This window comes from Corynebacterium sp. USCH3 (assembly GCF_037619475.1).
Lineage (GTDB): Bacteria > Actinomycetota > Actinomycetes > Mycobacteriales > Mycobacteriaceae > Corynebacterium.
Map to the genome: position 1 here is coordinate 452860 of NZ_JAQPZT010000002.1, position 23623 is coordinate 476482.

At 69.5% G+C, this 23623-nt stretch carries 15 protein-coding genes; 8 read left to right on the plus strand and 7 right to left on the minus strand.

Annotation, left to right across the window (positions count from 1 at the left end; translation table 11 throughout):
* The first annotated feature begins 15 nt into the window (after positions 1-15).
* The 3 genes from PQI66_RS05405 to PQI66_RS05415 are packed head-to-tail and all read left to right on the plus strand — an operon-like array spanning position 16 to position 7216.
* Positions 16-2817, plus strand: coding sequence for a PD-(D/E)XK nuclease family protein (locus PQI66_RS05405; RefSeq protein ID WP_339996600.1), 2802 nt, complete (start codon positions 16-18; stop codon positions 2815-2817).
* Positions 2814-6038, plus strand: a complete 3225-nt coding sequence (locus tag PQI66_RS05410) for a UvrD-helicase domain-containing protein (RefSeq protein ID WP_339996601.1) — start codon at positions 2814-2816, stop codon at positions 6036-6038. Before PQI66_RS05405 ends, PQI66_RS05410 begins: the two co-directional genes overlap by 4 nt.
* A complete protein-coding gene (locus tag PQI66_RS05415) occupies positions 6035-7216 on the plus strand; it encodes an acyl-CoA dehydrogenase family protein (RefSeq protein ID WP_339996602.1) in 1182 nt (393 codons plus the stop codon). The genes PQI66_RS05410 and PQI66_RS05415 overlap by 4 nt, the downstream gene beginning before the upstream one ends.
* On the opposite strand, the gene PQI66_RS05420 is transcribed toward PQI66_RS05415, so the two are convergent.
* The 3 genes from PQI66_RS05420 to PQI66_RS05430 form a co-directional block, all read right to left on the minus strand.
* The gene (locus PQI66_RS05420; protein ID WP_339996603.1) at positions 7200-8738 is read right to left on the minus strand and encodes an NCS1 family nucleobase:cation symporter-1; all 1539 of its coding nucleotides are present in this window, start codon (positions 8736-8738) and stop codon (positions 7200-7202) included. The genes PQI66_RS05415 and PQI66_RS05420 overlap by 17 nt on opposite strands.
* 194 nt (positions 8739-8932) lie before the next feature.
* Complete coding sequence (locus PQI66_RS05425) at positions 8933-10324, minus strand: MFS transporter (RefSeq protein ID WP_339996604.1); 1392 nt, start codon at positions 10322-10324, stop codon at positions 8933-8935.
* 153 nt (positions 10325-10477) lie between these two features.
* Positions 10478-11632 (minus strand): helix-turn-helix domain-containing protein, encoded by a 1155-nt coding sequence (locus PQI66_RS05430; RefSeq protein WP_339996605.1) that lies wholly within the window; start codon positions 11630-11632, stop codon positions 10478-10480.
* Between the two features lie 197 nt (positions 11633-11829).
* Between PQI66_RS05430 and PQI66_RS05435 the strand changes: the two genes are divergently transcribed.
* The 4 genes from PQI66_RS05435 to PQI66_RS05450 all read left to right on the plus strand — a co-directional run bounded on the left by PQI66_RS05435 (position 11830) and on the right by PQI66_RS05450 (position 17014).
* Positions 11830-13509 carry an amidohydrolase gene (locus tag PQI66_RS05435; RefSeq protein ID WP_339996606.1) on the plus strand — a complete coding sequence of 560 codons (1680 nt, stop codon included), beginning with the start codon at positions 11830-11832 and terminating at the stop codon, positions 13507-13509.
* Positions 13509-14774, plus strand: coding sequence for a M20 family metallo-hydrolase (locus PQI66_RS05440; protein WP_339996608.1), 1266 nt, complete (start codon positions 13509-13511; stop codon positions 14772-14774). Before PQI66_RS05435 ends, PQI66_RS05440 begins: the two co-directional genes overlap by 1 nt.
* A 29-nt stretch (positions 14775-14803) precedes the next feature.
* Positions 14804-15883 (plus strand): alpha/beta hydrolase family protein, encoded by a 1080-nt coding sequence (locus PQI66_RS05445; protein WP_339996609.1) that lies wholly within the window; start codon positions 14804-14806, stop codon positions 15881-15883.
* A gap of 75 nt (positions 15884-15958) precedes the next feature.
* Positions 15959-17014: an alpha/beta hydrolase family protein gene (locus PQI66_RS05450; RefSeq protein WP_339996610.1), complete on the plus strand. Its 1056-nt coding sequence runs from the start codon at positions 15959-15961 to the stop codon at positions 17012-17014.
* A 92-nt stretch (positions 17015-17106) separates the two neighbouring features.
* Here the strand turns inward: PQI66_RS05450 and PQI66_RS05455 are convergent, their stop codons facing one another.
* Complete coding sequence (locus tag PQI66_RS05455; protein WP_339996611.1) at positions 17107-18924, minus strand: NAD(P)/FAD-dependent oxidoreductase; 1818 nt, start codon at positions 18922-18924, stop codon at positions 17107-17109.
* 227 nt (positions 18925-19151) lie between these two features.
* Positions 19152-20132: a DNA polymerase III subunit delta gene (gene holA / locus PQI66_RS05460; RefSeq protein ID WP_339996612.1), complete on the minus strand. Its 981-nt coding sequence runs from the start codon at positions 20130-20132 to the stop codon at positions 19152-19154.
* A gap of 55 nt (positions 20133-20187) precedes the next feature.
* On the opposite strand from holA, the gene PQI66_RS05465 reads away from it, so the two are divergent.
* A complete protein-coding gene (locus PQI66_RS05465) occupies positions 20188-20544 on the plus strand; it encodes a VOC family protein (protein ID WP_339996613.1) in 357 nt (118 codons plus the stop codon).
* Here PQI66_RS05465 and PQI66_RS05470 read toward each other — a convergent pair.
* Together PQI66_RS05470 and PQI66_RS05475 are read right to left on the minus strand one after the other, a co-directional pair.
* Positions 20533-22641 carry a ComEC/Rec2 family competence protein gene (locus tag PQI66_RS05470; RefSeq protein WP_339996614.1) on the minus strand — a complete coding sequence of 703 codons (2109 nt, stop codon included), beginning with the start codon at positions 22639-22641 and terminating at the stop codon, positions 20533-20535. The two genes, PQI66_RS05465 and PQI66_RS05470, sit on opposite strands and share 12 nt — an antisense overlap.
* Complete coding sequence (locus tag PQI66_RS05475; RefSeq protein WP_339996616.1) at positions 22622-23524, minus strand: helix-hairpin-helix domain-containing protein; 903 nt, start codon at positions 23522-23524, stop codon at positions 22622-22624. The genes PQI66_RS05470 and PQI66_RS05475 overlap by 20 nt, the downstream gene beginning before the upstream one ends.
* Positions 23525-23623: the final 99 nt, after the last annotated feature.

Below are 23623 nucleotides of genomic sequence, written 5' to 3' on the forward strand. Positions count from 1 at the left end.
GCTACCCTATAGGACATGCACATCACCTTCGGCTGGGGCTTCGACGGCGCCCGCTGGGTCGACCCCGCCACCACCACCTCTGGCGGCCTCGGCTCCGTGACGACCGGCCCGGCACAGTTCACCGACCTTCTCGCCACGCGTCTCGCGCTCTCCAGCCCCGAGAGCGACCAGCCGACGCGCATCGCGGCGTACCGGGCCGTCCTCGCCCGCGTGATTGACGGCGCCGCCCCCCAGAACTGGCCGGTGGCGAGCTTCCACGCCGACCCGTGGACGGTGGCCCGCGAGCTGCTGGGCTGGCGCGACGAGCTCGTACGCGCCGGGTGGGACGGGACGGTGGACTCCGGTGCACCCCGACGTCTCCGGGTGCTCGCCACCGTGGAGGAAGGCCTCGACGCCCAACCTGGCTGGGCACCCGGTGCCCCGGACGTGCTGCGGGAAGTCGACCGCACCCTCGGGGAGCTAGCGGAGCAGAACGCCGCGGGTGACCCCTGGCCGTTGGGGATCAGCCGGGTGGACCTCGACGGGGAGCTCGCCGCCCTGCCGCCGGTGTGGCGGCGCATCCTCGGCAATCTCGCCTCCCTCGGCGTCACCGTCACGGAACTGCCCGCCCCCGGTCCGGTGGAGGACCTCACCGTGGTCACCGCGGAGACCGTGTGGGACGCTGCGCCGGTCGCCGCGCGTCTACTCAAGGACCTCACCGACTCCCCGACCCGGCACTCCGTCGTCGCCGGGGGCTCCACCGACCTGCTGGACCGCGAACGTGTCCGTACCGGGCAGGCCCCGCTGGGTGTCGCCGCCCGGGAGGCCTCGTCCTACGCGCAGGTCATCACCCTCTTCCTGCGGGCGATGACCGCCCCACACGACATCCACGCCCTGGTCGGCCTGCTGAACACCAGCATCACCGTCGGCGGTGCCACCTCGCACCTCATCCCCGGCGCGCTGCGCTCCCGGCTGGTCACAGCCCTCAACCAGCAGCCCGGTATCGGCGGGCCGGCCTGGGACACCGCCGTGGCAGAGGCCGTGACCGCCATGGAGGGCCACCCCACGACCACAGCCAGGATCACCGACTTCGACGACCTCATCCGCCGGCGTCCCCTCGTCGACGGCGACACCGGTTACGACACCGCCGAGGTGTCCGCCCACCTGGAGTGGCTGCAGCGCCAGTTCACCTCCCAGGGGCGCGGCCGGTCGGCCTCCTCCGGTGTCGGTGGTCGTATCGCACCGCTGCGTGAACTGCTCGAGCACCTCGGCGATCACGTCTCCGCCCGGGAGCTCGACCAGATCATCGCGGAGTTCACCGGCACCGGTGGAGTCAGTCTGAACGCCAGTGCCGAGGAGATCTCCGACGTCGTCACCGATCCCGCCCACCTGGGTACCGGCAGCGCCCCGGTGGTGTGGTGGTTGCCGGTGGACACCACCACCGCACCTCGGACGCGTGTACGCCCCGCCGAGTCGGAGTGGCTGACACGCACCGGTGTGGACCTGCCCGACCCCGAGGAGGGCGCCCGGCTGGCGTTGGACTCGCAGCTGCGCGCGTTGCGCCGGCGCCGCGAGGTCACCGCGGTGACGGTCACGACGATCAACGGCGAGGCGGCCTCCCAGCATCCGGCCCTGACCTTCCTCATCGACGACCTTCACCGGCAGGGACGCGAGCCCGTCACCCGGGTCGCCGAGCTTCCCGACGCCCACCGCACCGTACCGGAGCCGGTCACCATCGACGTGCCCGACCCGGTCTCCCGCAGCGTCCCCGCCGGCGACCATCTGCTGCCCACCCGGATCAGCTTCTCCCAGTGGGAGAAACTGCTGGTCCACCCGTTGGAGTGGCTGCTGGAACGTCGTCTCGGCATCCGCGCCGGTGGCCTCGCCACGGTCCCCAGCGGCAACCAGATGGTCGGCACGTGGCTGCACACCGTGGTGGAGAACATCGTAAACCGGCACCTCGGTGCCGAAGCAGACGGTACAGGCGATGCAGTGACCGTCCTCGCCGACCACGAGGAGATCGCCACGGAGCTGCGCCGCCTGCTGCCCTGGTACGCCGCCGAACTGCAGATGCCCGGTCGCGGCCGGGAACTCGGCACCACACTCGCCCTCGCCGAACAGTCCATCGCCGGACTGTTCACCACCCTGGCTGAGGCGGGCGTCCGTATCCGCGCGGTCGAGGCGTCCTTCACCACCACCCTCACCGGAACTCGCGGCGCCGACGGTGAGCTCGAGCTCGGTGGCCTGCGCGACATGGACGTGGTCATGGCAGACGGGACCCCCGGCGTGATCGACCTGAAGTACACCTTCGCACGCAGGAAGTACCGCGACGCCGTGCAGGACGGCACAGCCCTGCAGCTCGCCGTCTACGCCGCGTCTGTCGCGTCTGTCGCATCCGGTTCCCCCACTGCGGTCGACGGCCCTCCGCAGCGACTCGCCGACATCCCCGTCGCCTACTTCAACCTGCGCGACAACCGCCTCGACACCACCGACGAACGGTTCGGTGCACCCGAGACGCTCACCGTCGACCCCTCGGACACCGGCGCGGCCGACACCGACGAGCTCTGGGACCGGGCCGTCACCGGGCTGAACCGGATCCTCGACGACCTCTCCGCCGGCCGCGTCACCGACCTGGGCAACCTGGTCATCCGGGAGGACTGGCAGGCGTGGGAGAAACCGAAGAAGAACACCTCGCCGGTCTCCCCCTTCGACGAGGCCACCACCGAGACCTACGCCCGCGAACTGCGTGCGGCCCGCACCACCGGCTTCTTCCCGGAGAAGAACGCCAGGTACACCGACTACCCGCTGATCACCAGCGCCACGGGGGACTTCTCATGACAACCTGGACCATCATCAAGGCCTCCGCCGGCTCAGGCAAGACCTACCGGCTCACCGAGCTGCTCACCGAGCGGTTACGCCGCATCGACGAGGACGGGACGCACCCCTACCGCCCGTCCCAGATCATCGCCACGACGTTCACCCGCGCCGCCGCCGCGGAGCTCAAGGAACGCATCCGCACCACCCTCGTCGACGACGGGCTGCTGGAGCAGGCCGCCGCCCTGCCGACCGCACTGATCGGCACGGTGAACTCGGTGACCGGGCAGATCCTCACCGACTTCGCCATGGACGCCGGGCGTTCCCCCGAACTCTCCGTCCTCACCGAGCAGTCGCAGCGCGACGCCTTCCGCCTGGCCACCGACCGCATCATCGCCGACGCCGAGGCCGACCACCGCGACCTGCTGGCCCGCACCGGTTACGACGACGACTCCGACGGCAGCTACTTCAGCTCCGGAATCAACTGGGCGAAGACGGTGCACACCGTCACCGAGCAGGCCCGAGCCAACGACATCGCCCCGACTGGGCTGGCGGGCTTCGCCGAAGCCAGCATCGACGAACTCCACGCGGCACTCGACAGCGCCGGCACCGCGGAGACGACACCGGTCGACACCCGCGCACTCCTCGCGGGGGCCGCCGGGCGCATCCCCGACCAGCTGCGGGCCGACATCGACGCCGGACTGATCACCAAGCGCTCGGCCGGGAGCCTGCAGAGCAGGTTCCCCGACCTCGACCGCTTCGCCCGTCGCGTCCGGCGTGACCGTGACACCATCCCCTGGAAGGACTGGCTGCGCACCGCCGAGGGCAAGGTCCCCGGTGTGGACAGCCCGACCAAATCCATCAAGGAGGCCTACGGCAGCGTCGTCACCACCGGAGACATCGCCGCCGACCCAGACCTGCGCGCGGACCTCGACGCCCTCATCCGACTGGTCTTCGGCACCGCGGCCGCCTGCCTCGACGCCTACGCCGAGTACAAGAACGCCCTCGGGCTCATCGACTTCACCGACCAGGAACAGCTGACCCTGCGACTGCTCCGTGGCGACGGCGTCGACCCCGCCACCACCGCCGCGGTGCGTGACACCCTCGCCTCCCGGTACCGCATCCTCGTCGTCGACGAATTCCAGGACACCAGTCCCCTCCAGCTCGCACTGTTCACCGAACTCGCCGGGCTGGTCGAGGAAGTCATCTGGGTCGGCGACCCGAAGCAGTCCATCTACGGGTTCCGCGGCTCCGACCCCGCCCTCATGGACGCCGCCGTGGAGACCATCACCGACCCGGGCGCCCTGGCCGGGAGCTCGGAGACCCTGTCACACTCCTGGCGGACCCACGCGGCACCCCTGGGCCTGTCGAACAGGCTGTTCAGCTACCTGTTCCCCGAGCAGAACGTGGCACTGACCGTTCCCGACCACCTCGCCGAGGAACGCTCGGGCGGGGCGACGGTGCTGTGGGCTCCGGTGGAGAAGGCGCGAAAGAACAAGGACACATGGTTCGCCCGTATCGCCACCGGGCTGTCCGCCCTGGAGCGCTCCGAGGGCGTCCCGGAGAAAGGCCGGGCGGTCCTCGTACGCAACAACACCCACGCCGCCGAGCTCCGCGCCGAACTACGTCGACGGGGTATCCCCTGCACCGGCGGCGGCACCCCCCTGTCGCTGACCCGTGAAGGTCAGCTCGTCGGCGCCGCCCTCGCATGGCTGCTGGACGAGCGCGACACCCAGGCACTCATCGAACTGGTCACCTTCCTCGCCGAACACCCCGCCCACGGCACCTGGTTCGACACCCTCACCACGCTGACGACCCGTGAGGAGCGCTGGGAGACCCTGGCCGACTGGTCGCAGGACGCCACCCTGGACCCGTTACGTCGGTTGCGACCCGTCCTGTCGGAGGTCCCGGTCACCGACGTCGTCAGCGCCGTCATCGACGCCCTCGACCTGCGACGACGCATCGCCGGTTGGTCGGAGCCGACCGAGCGCACCGGCGCGGTCCTCGGCGTCCTGCGGGCGGTGGACGACTACGCCGCCGAGGCGGAGTCCGCCGGCCGGCCCGCCACCCCCGACGGTTTCCTCGCGCACCTGGCCTCCGACGAGGCGGTCTCCACACCGATCGCGGACCCGGGCGCGGTGTTCGTGGACACCGTCCACCAGTCCAAGGGGCTGGAGTGGGACACCGTGGTCGTTGCGCTGCCGGACATGCGCGACCAGTTCACCCCGTCGGGTGTGTGGGTGCAGCCGACCTCGACGCTGACGATGGAGTCGCCGCTGGCCGGACGTGAACTCCGGTTCTGGCCGGCGACCGTCACCGCGGTCAGCACGGTCAAGGACGTCCTCGCCGACACCGACGCGCAGACGGTCCGCCGGCACTCGGACCTGCTCGAGGAACAGCGTGTGCTCTACGTCGCCATGACCCGTTCCCGCACCCGCACGGTACTGGCTCCGTACTCGGGCGTGGGGAAATGGAAGGCGCTGGCCGAGGCCCGTCTGCAGGACGGGCAGCTCGCCGAACTGCTGGACTGCCCCGTGCGCGAGATCGGGACAGACCTGCAGGACGACCCGGCATCCCCGGCACCGTCCGCCGTCCCCCCACCGCGGGCGGCGATGCTCGACACCGACCGCCGGCATACCCCGGCCCCGGTCGACCTGCTGCCCGCAACGTTCGCCCCCAGCGGTGTGGACGCCACCGACGACGTGGCGTCCGGCGCCACCGTCACCGAGATCGCCGACCTCGGAGAACCCCTGGTCAGCGGTGGCGGTGACGAGTGGAACAAGGTCGGCGACTGCATCCACGCCTACCTCGCCGCCCCGCTGGAGCACCTCACCGACGCACAGAAGCGCACCGCCGCCTCCCGGCTGGTCGACACCTGGCGGGTCGGTGACCGCGTCACCGCCGAACAGGTCATCACCGCCGGAGAACGCTGGACGGACTGGGTGAAGACCACCTACCCCGGCGCCGTCGGAACCACCGAAGTGCCGTTCGCCTGGACCAACCCCGCCCACCAACGGGCCCAGGGCTGGCTCGATCACCTGGTGACCCTGCAGGACGGCACCCGCGTCATCGTCGACCACAAGACGTACCCTGGCAAGGACCCCGTCGGCCACGTCCGTGAGAACTACATCGGCCAGATGCACACCTACCGGCAGGCCCTCACCGACATCGACGGCCGTGCACCGGCGGGCATCCTCATCCACCTGCCCCTGCTGGGCACGATCCTGGAAGTGAGCATCGCATGACCACCACACCACTCGGGCTCATCAACGCCGACAGTCTGCTCACCGACGACGAGCGCCTCCTGCGCGACACCGTCGCCGACTTCGCCGCCCGCGAGCTCGGCCCGAACATCGCCGGCTGGTACGGGGACGGCACCCTGCCGGTCAGTGACCTCGCGCCGAAACTCGGCGACCTGGGCGTCCTCGGCATGCACCTGGAGGGCTACGGGTGCGCCGGCGCCTCCGCCACCGACTACGGGCTGGCCTGCATGGAGATCGAGGCGGTGGACTCCGGCCTGCGCTCCCTGGTGTCGGTGCAGGGCTCACTCGCCATGTTCGCCATCCACCACTGGGGTTCCGAGGAGCAGAAGGAGCACTACCTGCCCGGCATGGCTGCCGGCACCACCGTCGGGTGTTTCGGGTTGACCGAACCCGACGCCGGCTCCGACCCCGCGAACATGCGCACCCGCGCCACCCGGGACACCGCCACCGGCGACTGGGTCCTCACCGGCACCAAGATGTGGATCACCAACGCCCCGGTCGCCGATGTCGCCGTCGTCTGGGCCCAGACCGAGGACGGCTACGCCGGCTTCATCGTCGACACCGACACCGAGGGGTTCAGTGCCCCGGAGATCACCCGCAAGCTCTCGCTGCGTGCCTCGGTCACCGGCGAGATCGTGCTCGACAACTGTCGTGTCCCCGAGGAGCGGCGACTCCCCCACGTCCAGTCCCTCCGTGGGCCGCTGACGTGCCTCAACGAGGCCAGGTACGGCATCATCTTCGGCGCCCTCGGTGCCGCCCGCGACGCCCTGTCCACCGCCCTGGACTACGTCTCCACCCGGCAGGTCTTCGACAGTCCCCTGAGCTCCTTCCAGCTCACCCAGGCGAAGCTGGCGGACATGGCCGTGGAACTCGACAAGTCCTTCCTACTCGCCCTGCAGCTCGGACGGTTGAAGGACGCCGGTGAACTCACACCCCCGCAGGTCAGCGTCGGCAAGCTGAACTCCACCCGCGTCGCCCTGGCGATCACCCGCGAATGCCGCACCCTGCTGGGCGCGTCCGGCGTCACCCTGGAGTACTCTCCGCTACGCCACGCCAACAACCTCGAGTCTGTGCTGACCTACGAGGGCACCGCCGAGATGCACCAGCTGACCATCGGGCAGGCACTCACCGGCGAGCAGGCGTTCAGGAACCGGAGCTGACCGACCCGGCCACCGCCTGCACCCGGGAGGTCTCCCCCAGCATCACCACGTAGTACAGCACGCCACCCAGGGCGGCACCGATGAGCCAGGCGAAGCCGGAGAGATCCTGCAACGCCGGAACCCACACCGTGAGCACCGCGAACACCGCGGCGACGGCCACCGCCGCCAGTCCCTTGAGGTTCCAGCCCCCGCGGTAGTAGTAGGGTCCGTCCTGGTCCAGGGTGAAGGTGTCCTGCAGGTTCACCTGCTTGCGTCGGATCAGGTAGTAGTCCACGACCAGCACGCCGTACAACGGCGCCAGTACGGCACCCAGGGTGTCGACGAACGTCGGCAGGCCGATGTCGTCGATCACGGCCACCCACAGTGCGCCGATGATGAACCCGAGCGCGGCGGTGATGACCCCGCCCATCCGGAAGCTGATCTTCGACGGCGCCATGTTCGCCATGTCATAGGCCGGGGGGATGAAGTTCGCCACCAGGTTCACACCCACCGTGGCGACCAGGAACGTCACCGCCGCGATGATCGAGAGGATCACGGAGTCCGCCTGGCCGACGATGTCGGACGGGTTGTCCATCGGAGTTCCCTGGCCGTCCTGGAACACCACGTAGGCCCCGGCGGTGATGAACAACGCCAGGAACGTGAAGAACGCCAGCGACAACGGTAGACCCGTGAAGTTGCCCAGCTTCATCGACTTCTCCGACCTCGAGAACCGGGAGAAGTCACCGAAGTTGATGATCACCGCGGAGAAGTACGCCACCATCGTGCCGATCACCCCGATGAACGCCGAGACCGCCGCCCAGCCGGTGACGTCGTCGCTGTTGAAGATCGACCCGACCGCAGGAAGCATGTCGGAGCCGGCCCGCACCCAGATGACCACGAGCAACACCACCATCACCACGTACACCGCGGGCCCGGCGAAGTTCAGGAACCGGGTGATCGCGTCGATCCCCCTGCTGAAAAGGGCTACCTGCAGCACCGCGACGATCACGTAGGAGATCCAGGACACCGCGTTCATCCCCAGGAACTCGCCCGACTGCGGGGAATTGAAGGCGGCGTTGATCGCCAGCGCCACGGCCGTGGAGGCGAAGTAGGTCTGTGCGCCGTACCAGAAGATCGCCACGATACCGCGGACCAGGGCGGGGAACCGTGCACCGAGCACGCCCATCGACATTCTGGCCATCACCGCGTACGGCACCCCGAGTTTCACGCTCGGGGCGCCGGACAGGTTCACCAGCCAGTTGACGATGACACCGGCGAGGATGATCGCGGCAAACACGTACCAGCCGCTGATTCCGGCCCCGATGAACAGGGACGCGGCCAGGGTGTAGCCGGCGAGCGACTGGACGTCGTTGGTCCAGACGTTGAAGATCTCGAAGGCACCCCACTTGCGGTGCTTCTTCGCGATCGGCGCGAGATCCGCGTTGAACAGCGCGGGGTCTGCGGTGGTGACGTCAATGTCGGCACTCGGAGCGCTCGAGGTTCCCTGTGCGCTCGGGGTGTCGGGGGCGTCGGGGTTGTTCATGGGGACCGCCGGATCTGTCGTGGTGTCTTTATCGAGAAACAACCCTAGACCACCGGTTATGACCCAGCCCACATTTCTTTCCCGTTAACTCGTGGACCACATGTCCGGACGGGCGGCTACCTGCACTCGACCGTCCCCGGCGCAGACCGTGGGGGTGTGCCGTAGGGGTAGCTTCCTGCCCTGGGCGGTCAGCATCAAGGGTGCGTGGTCACGACCACGTCATCGGTGACACGCCACCGTTCGCCGATGAAACCACCGGCTGCGGTGACCAACGAGATGATCGCGAGGATCGCGATAGCCGGTGTCGACGACGGCTCGTCCTGCAACCCCATCAGGGCGGTGGCGATGAACGGAAGGAAGCCGGTGATGGCGCCGGCGAGGTTGTAGCCCAGTGACACCCCCGTGTAGCGCAGATGTGCGGGGAAGAGCTCACTGAGCAGGGCTCCGGTAACGGAGTAGGAGATCGTGAGGAGACCGATTCCGAGCGAGATGGCCACGGTGATCGCGACGACGCTGCCGGTGTCGATGAGCGCGAAGAGCGGCCATGCAGCCACTGCGGTCACCACACCTCCGAATGCGACGACTTTACCGGGGCCGAACTTCTCGGCGACGCGCCCGAAAATCAGGACGACGACGATCTGCACGAGGGCGGCGACAAGCGTCGCGTTGACGACCGGTTGACGATCCACCCCCAAGGTGCCGGTGGCGTAGCTGACGACGAAGGTGTTCATCACATAGAACCCACCGACACCGAGCAGTGCGACGCAGATGGCGACGCACAGCTGCCGCCAGCCGGACCGGAAGACCTCGAACGCCGAGGTCTTCGGCTGGTCACCATCCTCCATGAGTTGGACGAATACCGGTGATTCCTCGACCTGGAGGCGGATCATCAGGGCGATCCCCAGCAGCGGGAACGCCGCCAGGAACGGCAGCCGCCAACCCCACGCGTCGACAGAATCGGACGGCAGCAACAGGACGAGGGTGAACGCCGCAGAGGACAGCAACGTACCGACCGGCGAGCCGAGCTGCACCATTGCCGCATACCGTCCGCGCTTCTCCGGCGGAGCGTGCTCGATCGCGATGGTGGTCGCACCACCCCATTCGCCACCGACGGCGACCCCCTGCAGCAGCCGTAGCAGGGCAAGCAGAATCGGTGCGGCGAGACCGATGTCGGCGAACGTCGGCAGCACACCGATCACGCCCGTCGCGGTACCGATGGCGACGATACTGATGATCAGCGTGGGACGGCGCCCCACCCTGTCGCCGAGCAGCCCGAACAGGAATGCCCCGATGGGCCGGGCGACGAAACCCACGCCGAAGGTGGCGAAGGAGGCCATCGTGGCCGCGAGTGCATTGAGGTCCGTGAAGAACAGATGATTGAATACCAGGGCCGCCGCGGTGCCGAACAGGAAGTAGTCGTACCATTCCAACGCCGTACCGACGAAGGCTGCGCGGGCGATACGCGACACGTCCTTCGCGCTGACCTCCACGGCGCCGGTCGTCGCGCCGACGTCGCCGGCCGCACCGTCGGGCGCGTGCGCAGTTGTGGTGGGCCCGGTCGAACCGGGGCTCTCGTCATAGGCCACAGAACTCTCCTCTTCTCGGGGGACGGGTGCGAGCGTAAACAGTGGCGGGCACCGCCAGTGAGGCCTGTCACACAACGTTGTCAAAGGGGCGGACGGCACCCCGCCACGTCTGTGCAGATGCCCAACACAGGCACTCCGGATCTGTCCGGCCGGTTACGGTGCGACGGGCAGGAGCAACTGGACCACCGCTGCGTCCGTGGGCCGGGCGACGTCCAGACCTGTGGCCCTGGCGAAACTGTTCAACCGGTTGACCACCGTGTTCCGGTGGCAGTACAGCGCCGACGCCGTCGCTTTCACCGTCCCCGTCCTCAGGAACGTCCGCACCGTGGGCACGAGTTGATCGGACTCGTCCTGGACCAGTTCCCCGATCGCCTCGCTCTCCTCCCGGAGAAAGCCCGGGACCAGACGGGTCCGGATGTACCGCAACGCCGCACCGGGAAGAAGGTCCGTGTACGGATGGAGTCGCGACAGTGCAGGATGGGACCGCAGCATCTCCACAGCGCCGCGTGCCGTCACCCGGACTGCCGCCAGGCCACGGACGTCCCGGAACAGGACACCGGCGCATTCGCCGATCAGGCGGTCCAGGGGCAGTGTTCTCTCCGGAGGACGCAGAACCGCCAACGTCGGCCCGAGCTCATGTCCGAAGAGGGTGCCGTCGGCGAGTTCATCTCCGATGGCCCGGCCCACGGCACCGACATGTTCAGGCGAGATCACCGCCAGCTCATAGGACGCGTCGACGTCCACCCCCAGGCCGGTGGCGACGTCACCGAGCACGTCGACGTTGACGGGCCCTTCGGCGAACAACCGCGCCAGGTGCCGCTGATTGGCGATACTGACGTTCTGGGCGATCCTGGCCGACTCGCGGATGAACTCCTCCCGCACCGAGAACGAGTACCGGTCGACGACGACATGCACCCGCTCGACGTGGTCGATGAGGACACCCATGCGTTCCTCACCGGCATGTCTGCGGAGCCGCCGCCAGAGCACGGGGAAGTCCAGCTGCACAGCATCGACCAGGTCCTGCATCGCCACCCCCTGCCGGGCGCGGTGCCGTCCGAGACGGCGGGCGATGAGGTGGCGGTCGGGGGCGTCCAGTGGCGATCGCAGACGGTCGATGAGGAAGACGAAGGTCTCCGCCGCAGAATCGGCGAGATCCTCTCTGGTCACCAGGTCCCCGGAGTACAACCCGGAGGAGAGCAGTTCGGACAGGAACTCCTCGACCAGCAGTGGCACCTCCTCGTCGAGTTCGTCCACCAGGGCGAGCCACTCGTGGTCTCCTCCGGTGTCCCCCGTACGTCCGGAGGACATGGGGAGGCTAGGAGGGCCGGAAGAACCGGAAGGATGAGAGTGCACGTGCACAACCCTACGCCGGGGACGCCCGACAGAATCCCAGGGACGACGCGGAATACCCCACACCGCGGGGCCGCGGACGTACGGTGCTGTGGACCACAACACAGCAGCCGGGCAGGCCGTCCTGCCCCGACACACCGCGAGGTGACCTTCGAATGCCACTGCGTCCCGACACCGTCATCGAGAACGCCACAATCATCACCGGTGACCCGGGCCGCCCCTACGCCAGCCGCGTCGCGCTCTGGCACGGGGTGATCATCGGCGTCGACGAGGATCTCGACGGTCTCGCCTCCCCGAACCGGCTGATCGACGCCGACGGCGCGACGCTGCTCCCCGGATTCAACGACGCCCACGCGCACAGCGTGTGGTTCGGGCAGACCCTGATGGAGGTCGACCTGGCGGCGTGCAGGACGTCCGAGGAGGTCTACCGCGCGCTCGGGCAACGGGCGGGAGACGACGGCGACGAGTGGATCATCGCATCCAACTTCCACCCCCTTGCGCTGCAGGACGGCCCCCTGCGCATCGACCGCCTCGACGAGATCGGCGACGGGCGTCCCGTCGTCATCAAGCACAACTCCGGCCACGCCCTCACGGTGAGCTCCGGGGCACTGCGTCGCGCGGGTATCGCCCTGCAGCACCCGGACCAGCCGGACGGCGGCGAGGTCCGTGTCGACGAGCACGGGCATGCCACCGGCCTGCTGGACGAGAACGCGATGCGCCCGGTACAGGCGCTGCTGCAGCCGGAGTCGGAGAACCTCATCACCCGCGCCCTCGACCTCGCCACCTCCCGGTATGTGTCAGAAGGGTTGACCTCGGTGACCGACGCGGGCATCGCCGGCGGGTGGATCGGACACAGTCCCCGGGAGTTCGGCGCGTACCAGACGGCGCGCGACAAGGGACTGCTGAGCACGAGAATGCAGACGATGGTCACCATCGACGCCCTGCACGACGTGGCCGGGGCTCCGGGCGATCCGACGGTACGTTCACTGTCTGCAGGCGTCCGTACCGGTGTCGGCGACGAGTGGCTCCAGGTCGGCCCGGCGAAGATCTTCACCGACGGCTCGCTGATCGGCTCCACCGCGGCCATGTCGGAGGACTACCACCACTGCACCCACCACCGCGGGTACTTCCAGGGCGACCCCGACATGATGCGGAACCATGCGCTCGAGGCTGCCGCCGGGGGGTGGTCGCTGGCCATGCACGCGATCGGGGACGCCGCCGTGGACTACGCCGTCGACGTCATCGGCGAGGCACGCCGTCGCTTCGGGCCACCCCGCATGCCGCACCGCATCGAGCACGGTGGCGTGGTACGCGACGACCAGCTGACCGCGATCGCCGGGGTCGACGCGGTCCTGGTCCCGCAGCCCCGGTTCATCGCCGAATTCGGCGACGCGATGATCGACAAGCTCGGACCCGACCGCAGCCTGCTGTCCTACCCGGGCCAGCGGGTGCTCGACGCCGGCGTCGTCCTGCCGGGTAGTTCAGACCGCCCCGTCGCCGGCGGAGCGCCCCTGTCCGTGATCCAGGCTTTCGTCGAGCGGTGCACCGAGTCCGGCCAGGACTACGGCCCCGCCGACCGGATCACCGCCGCCCAGGCCGTGCACGCCTACACGGTGGGGTCAGCGCAGGCCACCGGCTGGGCCGGCCGCAAAGGCCAGATCATCCCCGGCCAGCTGGCCGACCTGGTGGTACTCGGGCAGGACCCGACCGATCCCGGCACCGACCCCTCACAGATCTCCGACATCCCGGTCCTGGCCACTGTGGTGGGTGGCGACACCGTCTTCGGCGACGAGCACTGGGCCACCCGACCACACGCACAGGAGGAGACACTCTGATGAACACGCATGACTCGACGGTTCCCCCGTCCACCACCAGCTTTCTCGCGGACTTCGCCGCCATGTCGGCCTTCGGTGCCACACCCGGTGGCGGCATCGACCGGCAGGCGGGCACCCCGGACGACCGCGCCGTCCGGTCCTGGTTCTCCGACCAGGTCACCCGACGTGGCGGGCGGGTGCAGTTCGACGAGATCGGCAACCAGTTCGGACTCTTCGAACGCACCCCCGGTGCGCCGTACGTCCTGGTCGGTTCGCACATGGATTCCCAGCCGCTGGCTGGTCGATTCGACGGCTCCTACGGGGTCCTCGCCGGCCTGCACGCCGTGTCGACACTCGCCGCTGAAACACACCCCTCACGGAACAGCGGCGTCAATCTCGCGGTGGTCAACTGGTTCAACGAGGAAGGTTCCCGGTTCGCCCCGTCGATGATGGGGAGTTCGGTGTACACCGGCGCACTGGGACTGGACGACGCGCTGGCCGCCACTGACCGTGCCGGGGTCACCGTGGCCGATGCGCTGGCGGAGGCCGACTGGACGCCGGTGGCCGCGACCCCGGAGATCGCCGCGTACGCCGAGATCCATGTCGAACAGGGACGGGTGTTGGAGGACACCGGCACCACCATCGGGTTGGTGTCCGCCACCTGGGGAGCCAGGAAGTTCCGGGTCACCGTGCACGGTGAGCAGGGACATACCGGGTCGACGCTGATGTCCGACCGGCAGGACGCGCTGTTCGGCGCCTCGCTCATCATCTCCGCGGTGCGCCGGATGACTGACGAGGTTCCGGCAGGCACATTGCAGGCCTCCGTCTCGCAGATGGTGGTGGAACCCAACTCCCCTGTCACCATCGCCCGGGAGGTGACGATGAACCTCGACCTGCGCTCCCCCGACACCGACGTCCTGCAGTGGGCGGAGACCCGGGTGGCAGAGGTCGTCGCGGCGGCGGAAGACGAGGCGCATGTCCGGGTGGACCGACAGGTGACGCACCAGTGGGCGCTGAACCCGTATCCCGCCGCAGGTGTCGCCCTGGCAGGAGAGGTCGCCCGTGACCTGGGGTTCAGTCACCGCGAGGTCTACACGGTCGCCGGCCATGATTCGACGAACATGAAGGAGAGGGTCCCCACCGTGATGCTCTTCGTCCCCAGTGTCGAAGGCGTCTCGCACAACGAGGCGGAACTGACCCGGGACGACGACATGCTGGCAGGGGTGGAGGTCCTCACCGGGACCGTCCGACGGTTGGCGGAATCAGTACACTCCGGTGGAAACTGACTGACGTTCACTGACCGAGGAGGACCCCGGTGGCTTTTCCGACCCGACACCGCCCGCGCACCGTGACAGCAGCCGCGGCCGTCGCCACCTCCCTGGTCGGCGCGGTCTCGCTCAGCGCCTGCGGCGGCGACGGCGGGGCTGCCGCCGGTGAGTCCCCTGCCACCGAGACCACGCAGGTGGACGGGACCTCCGATGAAGCATCCGACGGGGCGGCAGACAGCCTGACCCTCGTCACCGACGTCCCGGACGACGAGGTCTCCGACGGTTTCGTCGAGCGGATCGTCTACCCCGTGACCGACGGAGCCTCCGACCCGACGGAGAACTGGGCCGACCTCTACCTGCCGTCCGGCACCGACGGCGGTACCGACACAGAACAGGCCGATTCCACCATCCCTCTGGTCGTGTACATCCAGGGCACCGGGTGGAACGGTGGCGCCCACGGGGCCCGGCACGTCGCCTCCGACCTGGCGTCCCGTGGCGTGGCGGTGATCAACATCGAGTACCGGGGCGTCAAGGAGGGTGCGGGGTGGCCGAAGACCTTCGAGGACGTCGCCGCCGCCCTGGACTACGTGCCGACCATCGGCGAACACCATCCTCAGATCCGTGTCGAGGACAGCACCGTCGTCGGACACAGCGCCGGCGGGCAGCTCGCCACCTGGGCCGCCTCCCGCGGTGACCTGGCTGACGACGAGGTCGGCGCGCACCCCCGCTTCTCCCCGACCCGGGTGGTGTCACTGGCCGGCCCACTGGACCTAATCTGGGCGGCGGAGAACGGTGACGACAACATCGTCAAGGCGATGGACGCCACGCCGGACGAACTGCCGAAGGCCTACGACAGCATCGACCCGATCCGGAACATCAACCCGGACGTCGCCGTGGTCGCGGTGCACGGCACCGACGACACCCTCGTTCCCCAGGAGAACTCGGAGCACTACGTCGAGGCGGCCCGGGACGCCGGCGGCAGTGCGGAACTCGTCCTGTTCCGCGGGGCGGACCACCTGTCGTTCCTGAAGTCCTCGTCGCCGCACTACGACCGTCTGCTGCGCATCATCCACGGCTCCGCGACCCTCCCCCACGACGACCTCGACGGCGACCGGTTCACCTCCTGACCCATCCCCTGATCTGGCCGCCACTCCAGTACGCTCAGAAACGCCCTGTCTCACGCCCCTCAGGAGTGACCTGCCGTGATCCTGTCGTCCCCGTCCCGCACCCGACGCACCGCGTCCGTCCTGACCGCCGTCGCCCTCACCGGTGCGCTGGCCTCCTGCAGCGACGGTGACCGTTCCGACCAGGACGCGCATCCGTCAACGCCCTCCGACACCGCCGAGTTCGACGGCGCGACGGTCGTCACCGATGTCCCGTCGGACCAGGTCGCCGAGGGTTTCGTCGAACGGTTCATCTACCCGGTGCGCGAGGGCGCCCCCGACCCCACGCAGAACTGGGCGGACTTCTACCTGCCCACCGGCGACCACGACGAGGACACCGTGCCCCTGGTGGTGTTCATCCACGGCGGTGCGTGGCACGGCGGAGCCCCCGGCTCGCGCCATATCGCGGCCGACCTCGCCTCGCGGGGGCTGGCGGTGCTCAACGTCGAGTACCGCGACGTCCGCAACGGGGGCGGCTGGCCGCAGACCTTCACCGACGTCGCCGACGCCCTGGACTACGTGCCCTCCATCGACAAGCGCCACCCGGAGATCACGATCGACGACGAGACCGTCGTCGGGCACAGTGCCGGCGCGCAGCTCGCCGCCTGGGCCGGCACCCGCGGCGACCTGGAGACCGGGGAACTGGGCGCGGACCCGAAGTTCACACCGAACCGGGTGGTGTCGCTCTCCGGGCCGCTGGACCTGGTGTGGGCCGCCGAACACGGCGACGACAACATCGTCAAGGCCATGAAGGGAACCCCGGCCGAACTCCCGGACCGCTACGACAGCATCGACCCGATCCAGAACATCAACCGTCACATCCCCGTCGTCGCGGTGCACGGGACGAAGGACACCCTCGTCCCACCGGCGAACTCCGAGCACTACGTCACCGCGGTCACCCGCGACGGCGGCAACGCGAAGCTGGTCATGCTGCGCGACGAGGACCACACGTCGTACCTGAAGAACTCCTCACGGCACTACGACCAGGTGCTCGAGATCATCCACCGGGTGACCACCCTGTCCCACGAGGACCTGTCCACCCGCCTGGACGGGAAGACGACGGAGCTGGCGGAGGAGCGGGCTGGAGGCGCGTAATCCGTGACGGCCCACGCAGAGAAAGGCCAGGTCGGCCCCCACGCGGGGTAGTGAGGACGTCACGGATTACGTGCGCCCCCGGTCACCGTCGGTCACGACGTGTGGTGCACCGGGGCGAGCTTGTACACCGGGGTGTCCAGCCCCTCGTGCCGCGCGGCGAGCTGGAGGGCCAGGTAGCGCGAGTAGTGCCGCCCCTGGTGCAGGTTGCCGCCCATGAACCACAGGTTGTCCTGCCGGGTGGGCTTCCACATGTTGCGCAGCTCGCCCTCCCACGGGCCGGGGTCCTTGGCCGTGTCGGACCCCAGACCCCAGCACTTGCCGACCGTGTCGGCGACCTCGGGACTGATGAGCATCTCGGCCCACCCGTTCATCGACCCGTAGCCGGTGGCCAGCACGACGACATCCGCCTGCAGTTCGGTGCCGTCGGTCAGCACCACGCCGTCGGCGGTGTAGCGCTCGATGCCGACCCCGGAGTGCAGTTCGATCGTGCCGTCGGCGACGAGTTCGGACGCGCCGACGTTGATGTAGTAGCCCGAGCCGCGCCGCAGGTACTTCAGGAACAGGCCGGACTCGTCCTCGCCGAAGTCGAGCATGAAGCCTGCTTCCTCGAGGCCCCGGTAGAAGTCGGCGTCCTCCTCGCGGACGGCGTCGAAGGCCTGCTTCTGCCCGGCCGGCAGCAGTTTGTACGGCCAGGACGCGAAGAGCATGTCGGCGGTGTCGGTGTCGATGCCGGACTCCACCGCCTCCTCGGAGAACAGCGGGGACGTGACGTGCTTGATGAAGGCGTCGGAGTTGACGATGTGGGTCGAGGAGCGCTGGATCATGACCGGGTGCGCACCATTGTCGTGCAGGTCCTTGCAGATGTCGTGGGCGGAGTTGTTCGCCCCGAGGACGACGACCCGGCGTCCCTTGTCCGCCTCGCCGCCGGGGTGTTCCGAGGAGTGCCGGATCTCGCCGCGGAAGTTCTCCTCTCCCGGGAAGGACGGCTTGTTCGCCACCCCGGACATGCCGGTCGCCAGCACCAGCTGGGTGGGGTGGAGGACGACCTGCTCGCCGTCACGGGAGACGACGACCTCCCAGGTGCCGGTCGCCTCGTCGTAGGACGCACGTTCACAGGTGGTCTTCGCCCAGTAGTCCAGGTCCATGATGCCGGTGTAGTGCTCCAGCCAGTCGCCCATCTTGTCCTTCGGCGTGAAGACAGGCCAGGTCGACGGGAACGGCAGGTAGGGCAGGTGGTCGTACCAGACCGGGTCGTGCAGGCACAGGGAGTGGTAGCGCCCGCGCCACTGGTCGCCGGGGCGGTCGGACTTCTCGACCACCAGGGTGGGCACCCCCTGGTGCTTCAGGCGGGCGGCCAGCGCGATGCCGCCCTGGCCGCCACCGACGATGAGGACGTAGGGCTGCTCCTCGTACCCCAGACGCTCCTGCCGCTGCGCACGTCGGTCCGCCCAGTTGAGTTTGTCGGCCTCGGGTCCGTGCTCCACCCCCTTGGGCCGGTTACGGCCCTTGGGCTCGGGACGGGCGACGAGTTCCCTGGCCGAGGTCAGCAACGTCCAGATCTTCCCGTCACGCAGTCGGACGATCGCACGGGCCTTGAACACCGGGGTGGTGAACGTGACCGTACCGCGGGTGACACCGTCGCCTTCGTCGGTGGCGTCCTCGACGACGAGGTCGGTGGCGCCGATCCGGTCGTTGTTCTGCCGGACCATGTCGGCGATCGACTCCGCCCCCTCTGCCGTGTGCAGGTTCCAGGTGAAGACGACGAGGTCACGCCAGAATCCGTCGGGTTCGAAGAGGCCGGTGACGGCGTCGGCGGCGGCATCGGGGTCGCTGGTGTTGAGCGCTTCGGCGAAATTGGTCAGCCAGTCGGTGACGTGCTCGTGGAGATCAGTGGTGTCGGCGGCGGTCATGGACCGGTGTCCTTTCGTTCGCGGAAGCTGGAGAGCGGAACAAAGCGAGCCGGCCCGATGTGCAGTGGATCACAACCGACCGACGCCGACAACGGTAGGACGCCGCCCGATGTTTGACGACCACACTGGAAACATCATTGTGCAGACATAAAGTTTCTTCCCGAAACGATCCCGGTCATCCGACCGTCCACCCCCGCGGCGGACCCCGCCGCGGGGGTGGGACACTCTCACCCCCGGGCGAGCGTCGCGATACGCCGGACGGCGTCCTCCACCGCCCACTCCGCATCCGCGGCATGGCCCTTGACCCCGGCGTCCAACTCGGCGACGATCTGCACCGCGGCCGCCACCGACGACGCCTTCCACGACCGCGCGGAACGCACCGTCTTCTCCAGCTTCCACGGTGGCATCCCGTACTCCCCCGCCTGCTGGCGGGGGTTGACCCGCGCACCGTGGACGCGGGCGATGTCACCGATCATCCCGGACAGCGCCGAGGCCAGCAGCACCGGGGGGACGCCGAGCTGCAGCGCCCGTCGCGCCGAACCCAACGCCTGGTCGGTACGTCCGGCGATGGCCAGGTCGGCGACGTCGAAGCCGGAGACCTCCGCCGAGCCCTGGTAGTAACGGTGCACGGTCTCCTCGGTGACGTGGCCGTCGGTGTCGGCGACGAGCTGACTGATCGCGCTGGCGAGCTCTCGCAGGTCCGTACCGACCGAGTCCAACAGGGCGGCGGTGACGTCCGGTGTCACGCGCACCTTGTGGTCCCGGAACTCCTGTTCCACGAAGCTCTGACGTTCCCGGCCTTTGAGCTCGGCGGCGGAGTGCACCTCGACAGCACCCTTCGGCCCTTTCTTCGGAAGGCTGGCGACCAGCGACTTCTGCCGTCCTTTACCGGTGTGCTGCAGGATCAGCACCACTCCGGGGGCCGGATCGGAGACGGCCATCTCGATCATGGCCACGGAGTCCTTCGCGGCGTCCTCGACGCCGGTGACGACCACGATGCGGTCCTCGGCGAACAACGACGGGCTGAGCAGTTCGGCCAGCTCACCGGCGTTGAGTTCGGAGGTCTTGCGCATGTCGACCGGCAGGTCGTCGATCCCGGCGTGCGCACGGGTGGCGGCGACGATGCGCTGCCGCGCGCGTTCAGCCAGGAAGCTGTCGGCGCCGACGATGAGGTTCACCGGTGCCGGTGGACGGGAGCTGGTTGCCATGGGCGCCAGTCTATCGCCCGGGCCGGACGGGGAGAGACCGGTATACAGTGATGCCATGCGGGTGGAACGCGTGGTGCCGAATGTCGTCGTCGACGACCTGCCGCGGGCGGTCGCCGAACACAGGGACGTCCTGGGCCTCGAGGTCCTCATGGACCACGGCTGGATCGTCACTCTGGGCGACGACGCCGGTCACCAGCTCAGCCTCATGACCGCGGACGCCACCGCGCCGGTCTGCCCGGCGGTCTCGGTCTTCGTCGACGACGTCTCCGCGGCGCTGCAGCGCGTCGAGGCCGCCGGACTCGAGGTCATCCACCCGCTCACCGACGAGCCGTGGGGTGTGACCCGTTTCTTCTACCGGGATTCACAGGGCAGCGTCATCAACGTCGGCATGCACACCCCCTCAGCCTCCTGAGTGCCTGCAGGACATCTCCGCGCCCACCCTCCCGTCGGCGAACAGTCCCTGCTCCGTCAGCACCACCGTGCCGTCCCGGAAGGGGAACGCCACCGGCACACCGGCCGGCGTCCGGCTCGGCATCCCCCGGCTGCGGCCGCAGGCGGACACCACGTACAGGTCCGGACGCTGCCGGGCGCCCGGTGCCGCACCGGCCGCGTTCAGACGGTACTCGTGCAGCAGCACGGCCGCGTCATCAGGCAGGACGACGACCTCGGCCGACTCCCCCGCCGGCCCGCGTAACACCTCCGGACCGTCCGACGCGGTCGGCCTGACGCCCAGCCACCACTCCACCTCCCGCAGGTCGTCGGCCCACACCCGCACCAGCGCCGCGTCCTTCCCCGTCGCGTCCGAGTACGGGCCGGTCGTCAGCACACCCCGCTGTACGCCGGCCAGCACCCACACCCCGAGCACCAGCAGGCACGCCAGAGCACGGCGCCGCCACCGTACCGACACCACGGCCAGGACCACCGTCGCCGCCGCCGTGGCGACCACCACCGCGGCAACCACCCCACCCGGTGTGTGCAGCACCGGCACCTGCGACAACCTCGACGCCACAGCGAGGATCCACCAGGCCGGCACGGCCGCGACCCACAGCACCACCGCCCCGGCACCGGTGTGCACCCCCGCGACCAGCGCGCCCAGCATGCCCACCACCGTCACGGGAGGAACCGCCGTACCGACCAGCACATTCGCCAGCACCGCCGTCGGCGACACCACACCGGTCATCTGCACGATCACCGGGGCCGTCACCACGTCGGCGGCCAGGCTCACCGACACCAGGCCCACCAGCATCGCCTGCCACCGCGCGGGCGGGTGGTGGCCGCCGTGCCGGGCGGTCCTGCGGTCCGTCCACCCCTGCAGGATCCTGCGGGTGATCAACGGCGCGAGCGCCACGATCCCTGCCGTCGCCGCCACCGACAGAATGAACGCGTACTCCACCGCCAGCCCCGGGTCCACACCCAGCAACACGATCACCGCCGCCGACAACGCGGCGTACCCGTGCGCCCGACGTGCCGACAGTGCCGCCACCAGCCCCACCACACCCATCACCGCCGCACGCAGCACACTCGGCTCAGGCCCCACCAGCAGCACGAACGCCGCCAGACACAGGAACGCCGCCAGGTACCGCGACCACAACGGCCACCCGCACGCCGTCGCAAGCACCAGCACACTTCCGGTGACGATCGCCAGGTTCGCCCCGGACACCGCCGTCAGGTGGGTCAGCCCGGTGGCCAGGAACTCCTCGCGGACCGACGGGTCCTGCATGCTGACGTCGCCGACCACCATCCCCGGGACCAGATCACCGGTCCCTCCCGGAAGATGCTGCGACGCCTCCCGCAGCCCGGCACGCAGGTGCGCGGTCACCTGCGCCACCCCGTCCGGTGCCGCCACGACCTCGGGGAGGACCGACGCCGACAGACGGAGAGGCACCATCGACACCCGCTCCGCCTCGGACGCCGACGCCTCCACGGCCAGGAGGGTGCCGGGTTGCCAGGCCAGTACGTGCGGCTCCACGATCCGGTCGTTAAGGAACACCGGGACGGTTCCCAGACGGTCGACCGTCACCGTCAACAGCACGGTACCGCCGTCGAGCTGCTTCGGCGCAGTCGCCAGCTCCACGGTCTCCGCCAGGCGCGCCGGCGTCCCCCGTAACGGGTGCCGGTCCACCCTGGAGACCAACCATGCAGCCCGCCCCGCCCACGCGGCCGCCACCAACCCAACCAGGGCGACCGTGCGCACCAGCACGCGAGGGCGGTCCTCCTCGACGGTGGAACCGGCGCGGAACGGCCCGAGCCTCCACATCCAGACGCCCGCGCCGAGTGCGACCACCAGGGCTCCGGCGGCGATCCACGGGCCGCGCGCCATCACGGTCAGCACCACCGCCACCCAGACCACGGCGGCGACCGGGACCAGCCGCAGGTCCGGGCCCCGACGGCGACGCACCACGTCCGGACTCCCGGGGTCCCGGTCCGGCACGGACCATGCGGCCCCGCTCCCCGGGGCCGGGGTGAGGTCGGGGTTCGGCCGCAGCTGGTCAGACGGTGACGTGGTCACGCAGTGCCTCGAACTTCGCCGGCCCGATGCCCTTGACTTCCATGAGCTGCTCCACCGCGCCGAACGCACCGTGGGACTCCCGCCACGCGATGATCGCCTCCGCCGTCGCCGGCCCCACCCCGGACAATGAGGTCAGTGCCGTGGCGTCCGCGGTGTTGATGTCCACCAGGCCGGCTGCCGCCCCCGTTCCTGCTGCTGTCCCCGCCCCGGCGCCCGTCCCCGACGGCGGGCCGGACGTACCGGCCCCCGGGGCGCCGCCGGTCGGTTCTGACGCCGACGTGTCTGCCGCCTGACCCGGGTACAGCACGTGCGAACCCTCCGGGTCAACGACGATCTGCATGCCGTCCACCACCGGCTCGGCGAGGTTGATCCCCTCCACCCGGCCGTCCCCCCGGACCCCTCCGGTACGGTCGATCACCTCGCCTGCCCGTGTCCCTGCATCAACGGTGACCAGACCCGGCCGGTGCACCAGCCCCTGCACCGACACCACCACAGGACCCCCACTGTCCCCACCCGTGGTGTCGTCTGTCGCACCCTCGTCTCCCCCGGTGTCCCCCGCCAGCTCTACCCCGGTTTCCCCGGACACCGCCGGCGACAGCCCGGCGACGACGTCCCCCCGGACATCGGCGCCACCGCCGTCCCCGTCACCACCGCTGTCACTGAAAAGCATCACCCCTCCCACCACGACCACCAGGGCCGCGACTGTCGCCGTCATGATCCGGGCGGACCGGGGACCGATCACGGTCCGACGCTCGAAACGGACGTCCGCCAACTCATGGCCCGGCACCGGCTGGGTCAGGGCCTCCACCCTGTCAGCCACCGCCCGCCGTGTGCCGCTTCCCCGGCGCTGTGCCGGTGTCTTGTGCTCTGCGTCTCCGCCCATGGGTCACCATGTAAGTACACGGCCGGACACCGGACGGTCTGTCACCGCCGATCTGCGCAGGAGACTGTGGACAACGCTCCGGCTGTGGACAACACCTGA

Bases quoted from the DNA above. Each gene is read 5' to 3' on its own strand.
- PQI66_RS05405 (WP_339996600.1), top strand. From the start codon at position 16: ATGCACATCACCTTCGGCTGGGGCTTCGACGGCGCCCGCTGGGTCGAC.
- PQI66_RS05410 (WP_339996601.1), top strand. From the start codon at position 2,814: ATGACAACCTGGACCATCATCAAGGCCTCCGCCGGCTCAGGCAAGACC.
- PQI66_RS05415 (WP_339996602.1), top strand. From the start codon at position 6,035: ATGACCACCACACCACTCGGGCTCATCAACGCCGACAGTCTGCTCACC.
- PQI66_RS05420 (WP_339996603.1), bottom strand. From the start codon at position 8,738: ATGAACAACCCCGACGCCCCCGACACCCCGAGCGCACAGGGAACCTCG.
- PQI66_RS05430 (WP_339996605.1), bottom strand. From the start codon at position 11,632: ATGTCCTCCGGACGTACGGGGGACACCGGAGGAGACCACGAGTGGCTC.
- PQI66_RS05435 (WP_339996606.1), top strand. From the start codon at position 11,830: ATGCCACTGCGTCCCGACACCGTCATCGAGAACGCCACAATCATCACC.
- PQI66_RS05440 (WP_339996608.1), top strand. From the start codon at position 13,509: ATGAACACGCATGACTCGACGGTTCCCCCGTCCACCACCAGCTTTCTC.
- PQI66_RS05455 (WP_339996611.1), bottom strand. From the start codon at position 18,924: ATGACCGCCGCCGACACCACTGATCTCCACGAGCACGTCACCGACTGG.
- holA (WP_339996612.1), bottom strand. From the start codon at position 20,132: ATGGCAACCAGCTCCCGTCCACCGGCACCGGTGAACCTCATCGTCGGC.
- PQI66_RS05465 (WP_339996613.1), top strand. From the start codon at position 20,188: ATGCGGGTGGAACGCGTGGTGCCGAATGTCGTCGTCGACGACCTGCCG.
- PQI66_RS05475 (WP_339996616.1), bottom strand. From the start codon at position 23,524: ATGGGCGGAGACGCAGAGCACAAGACACCGGCACAGCGCCGGGGAAGC.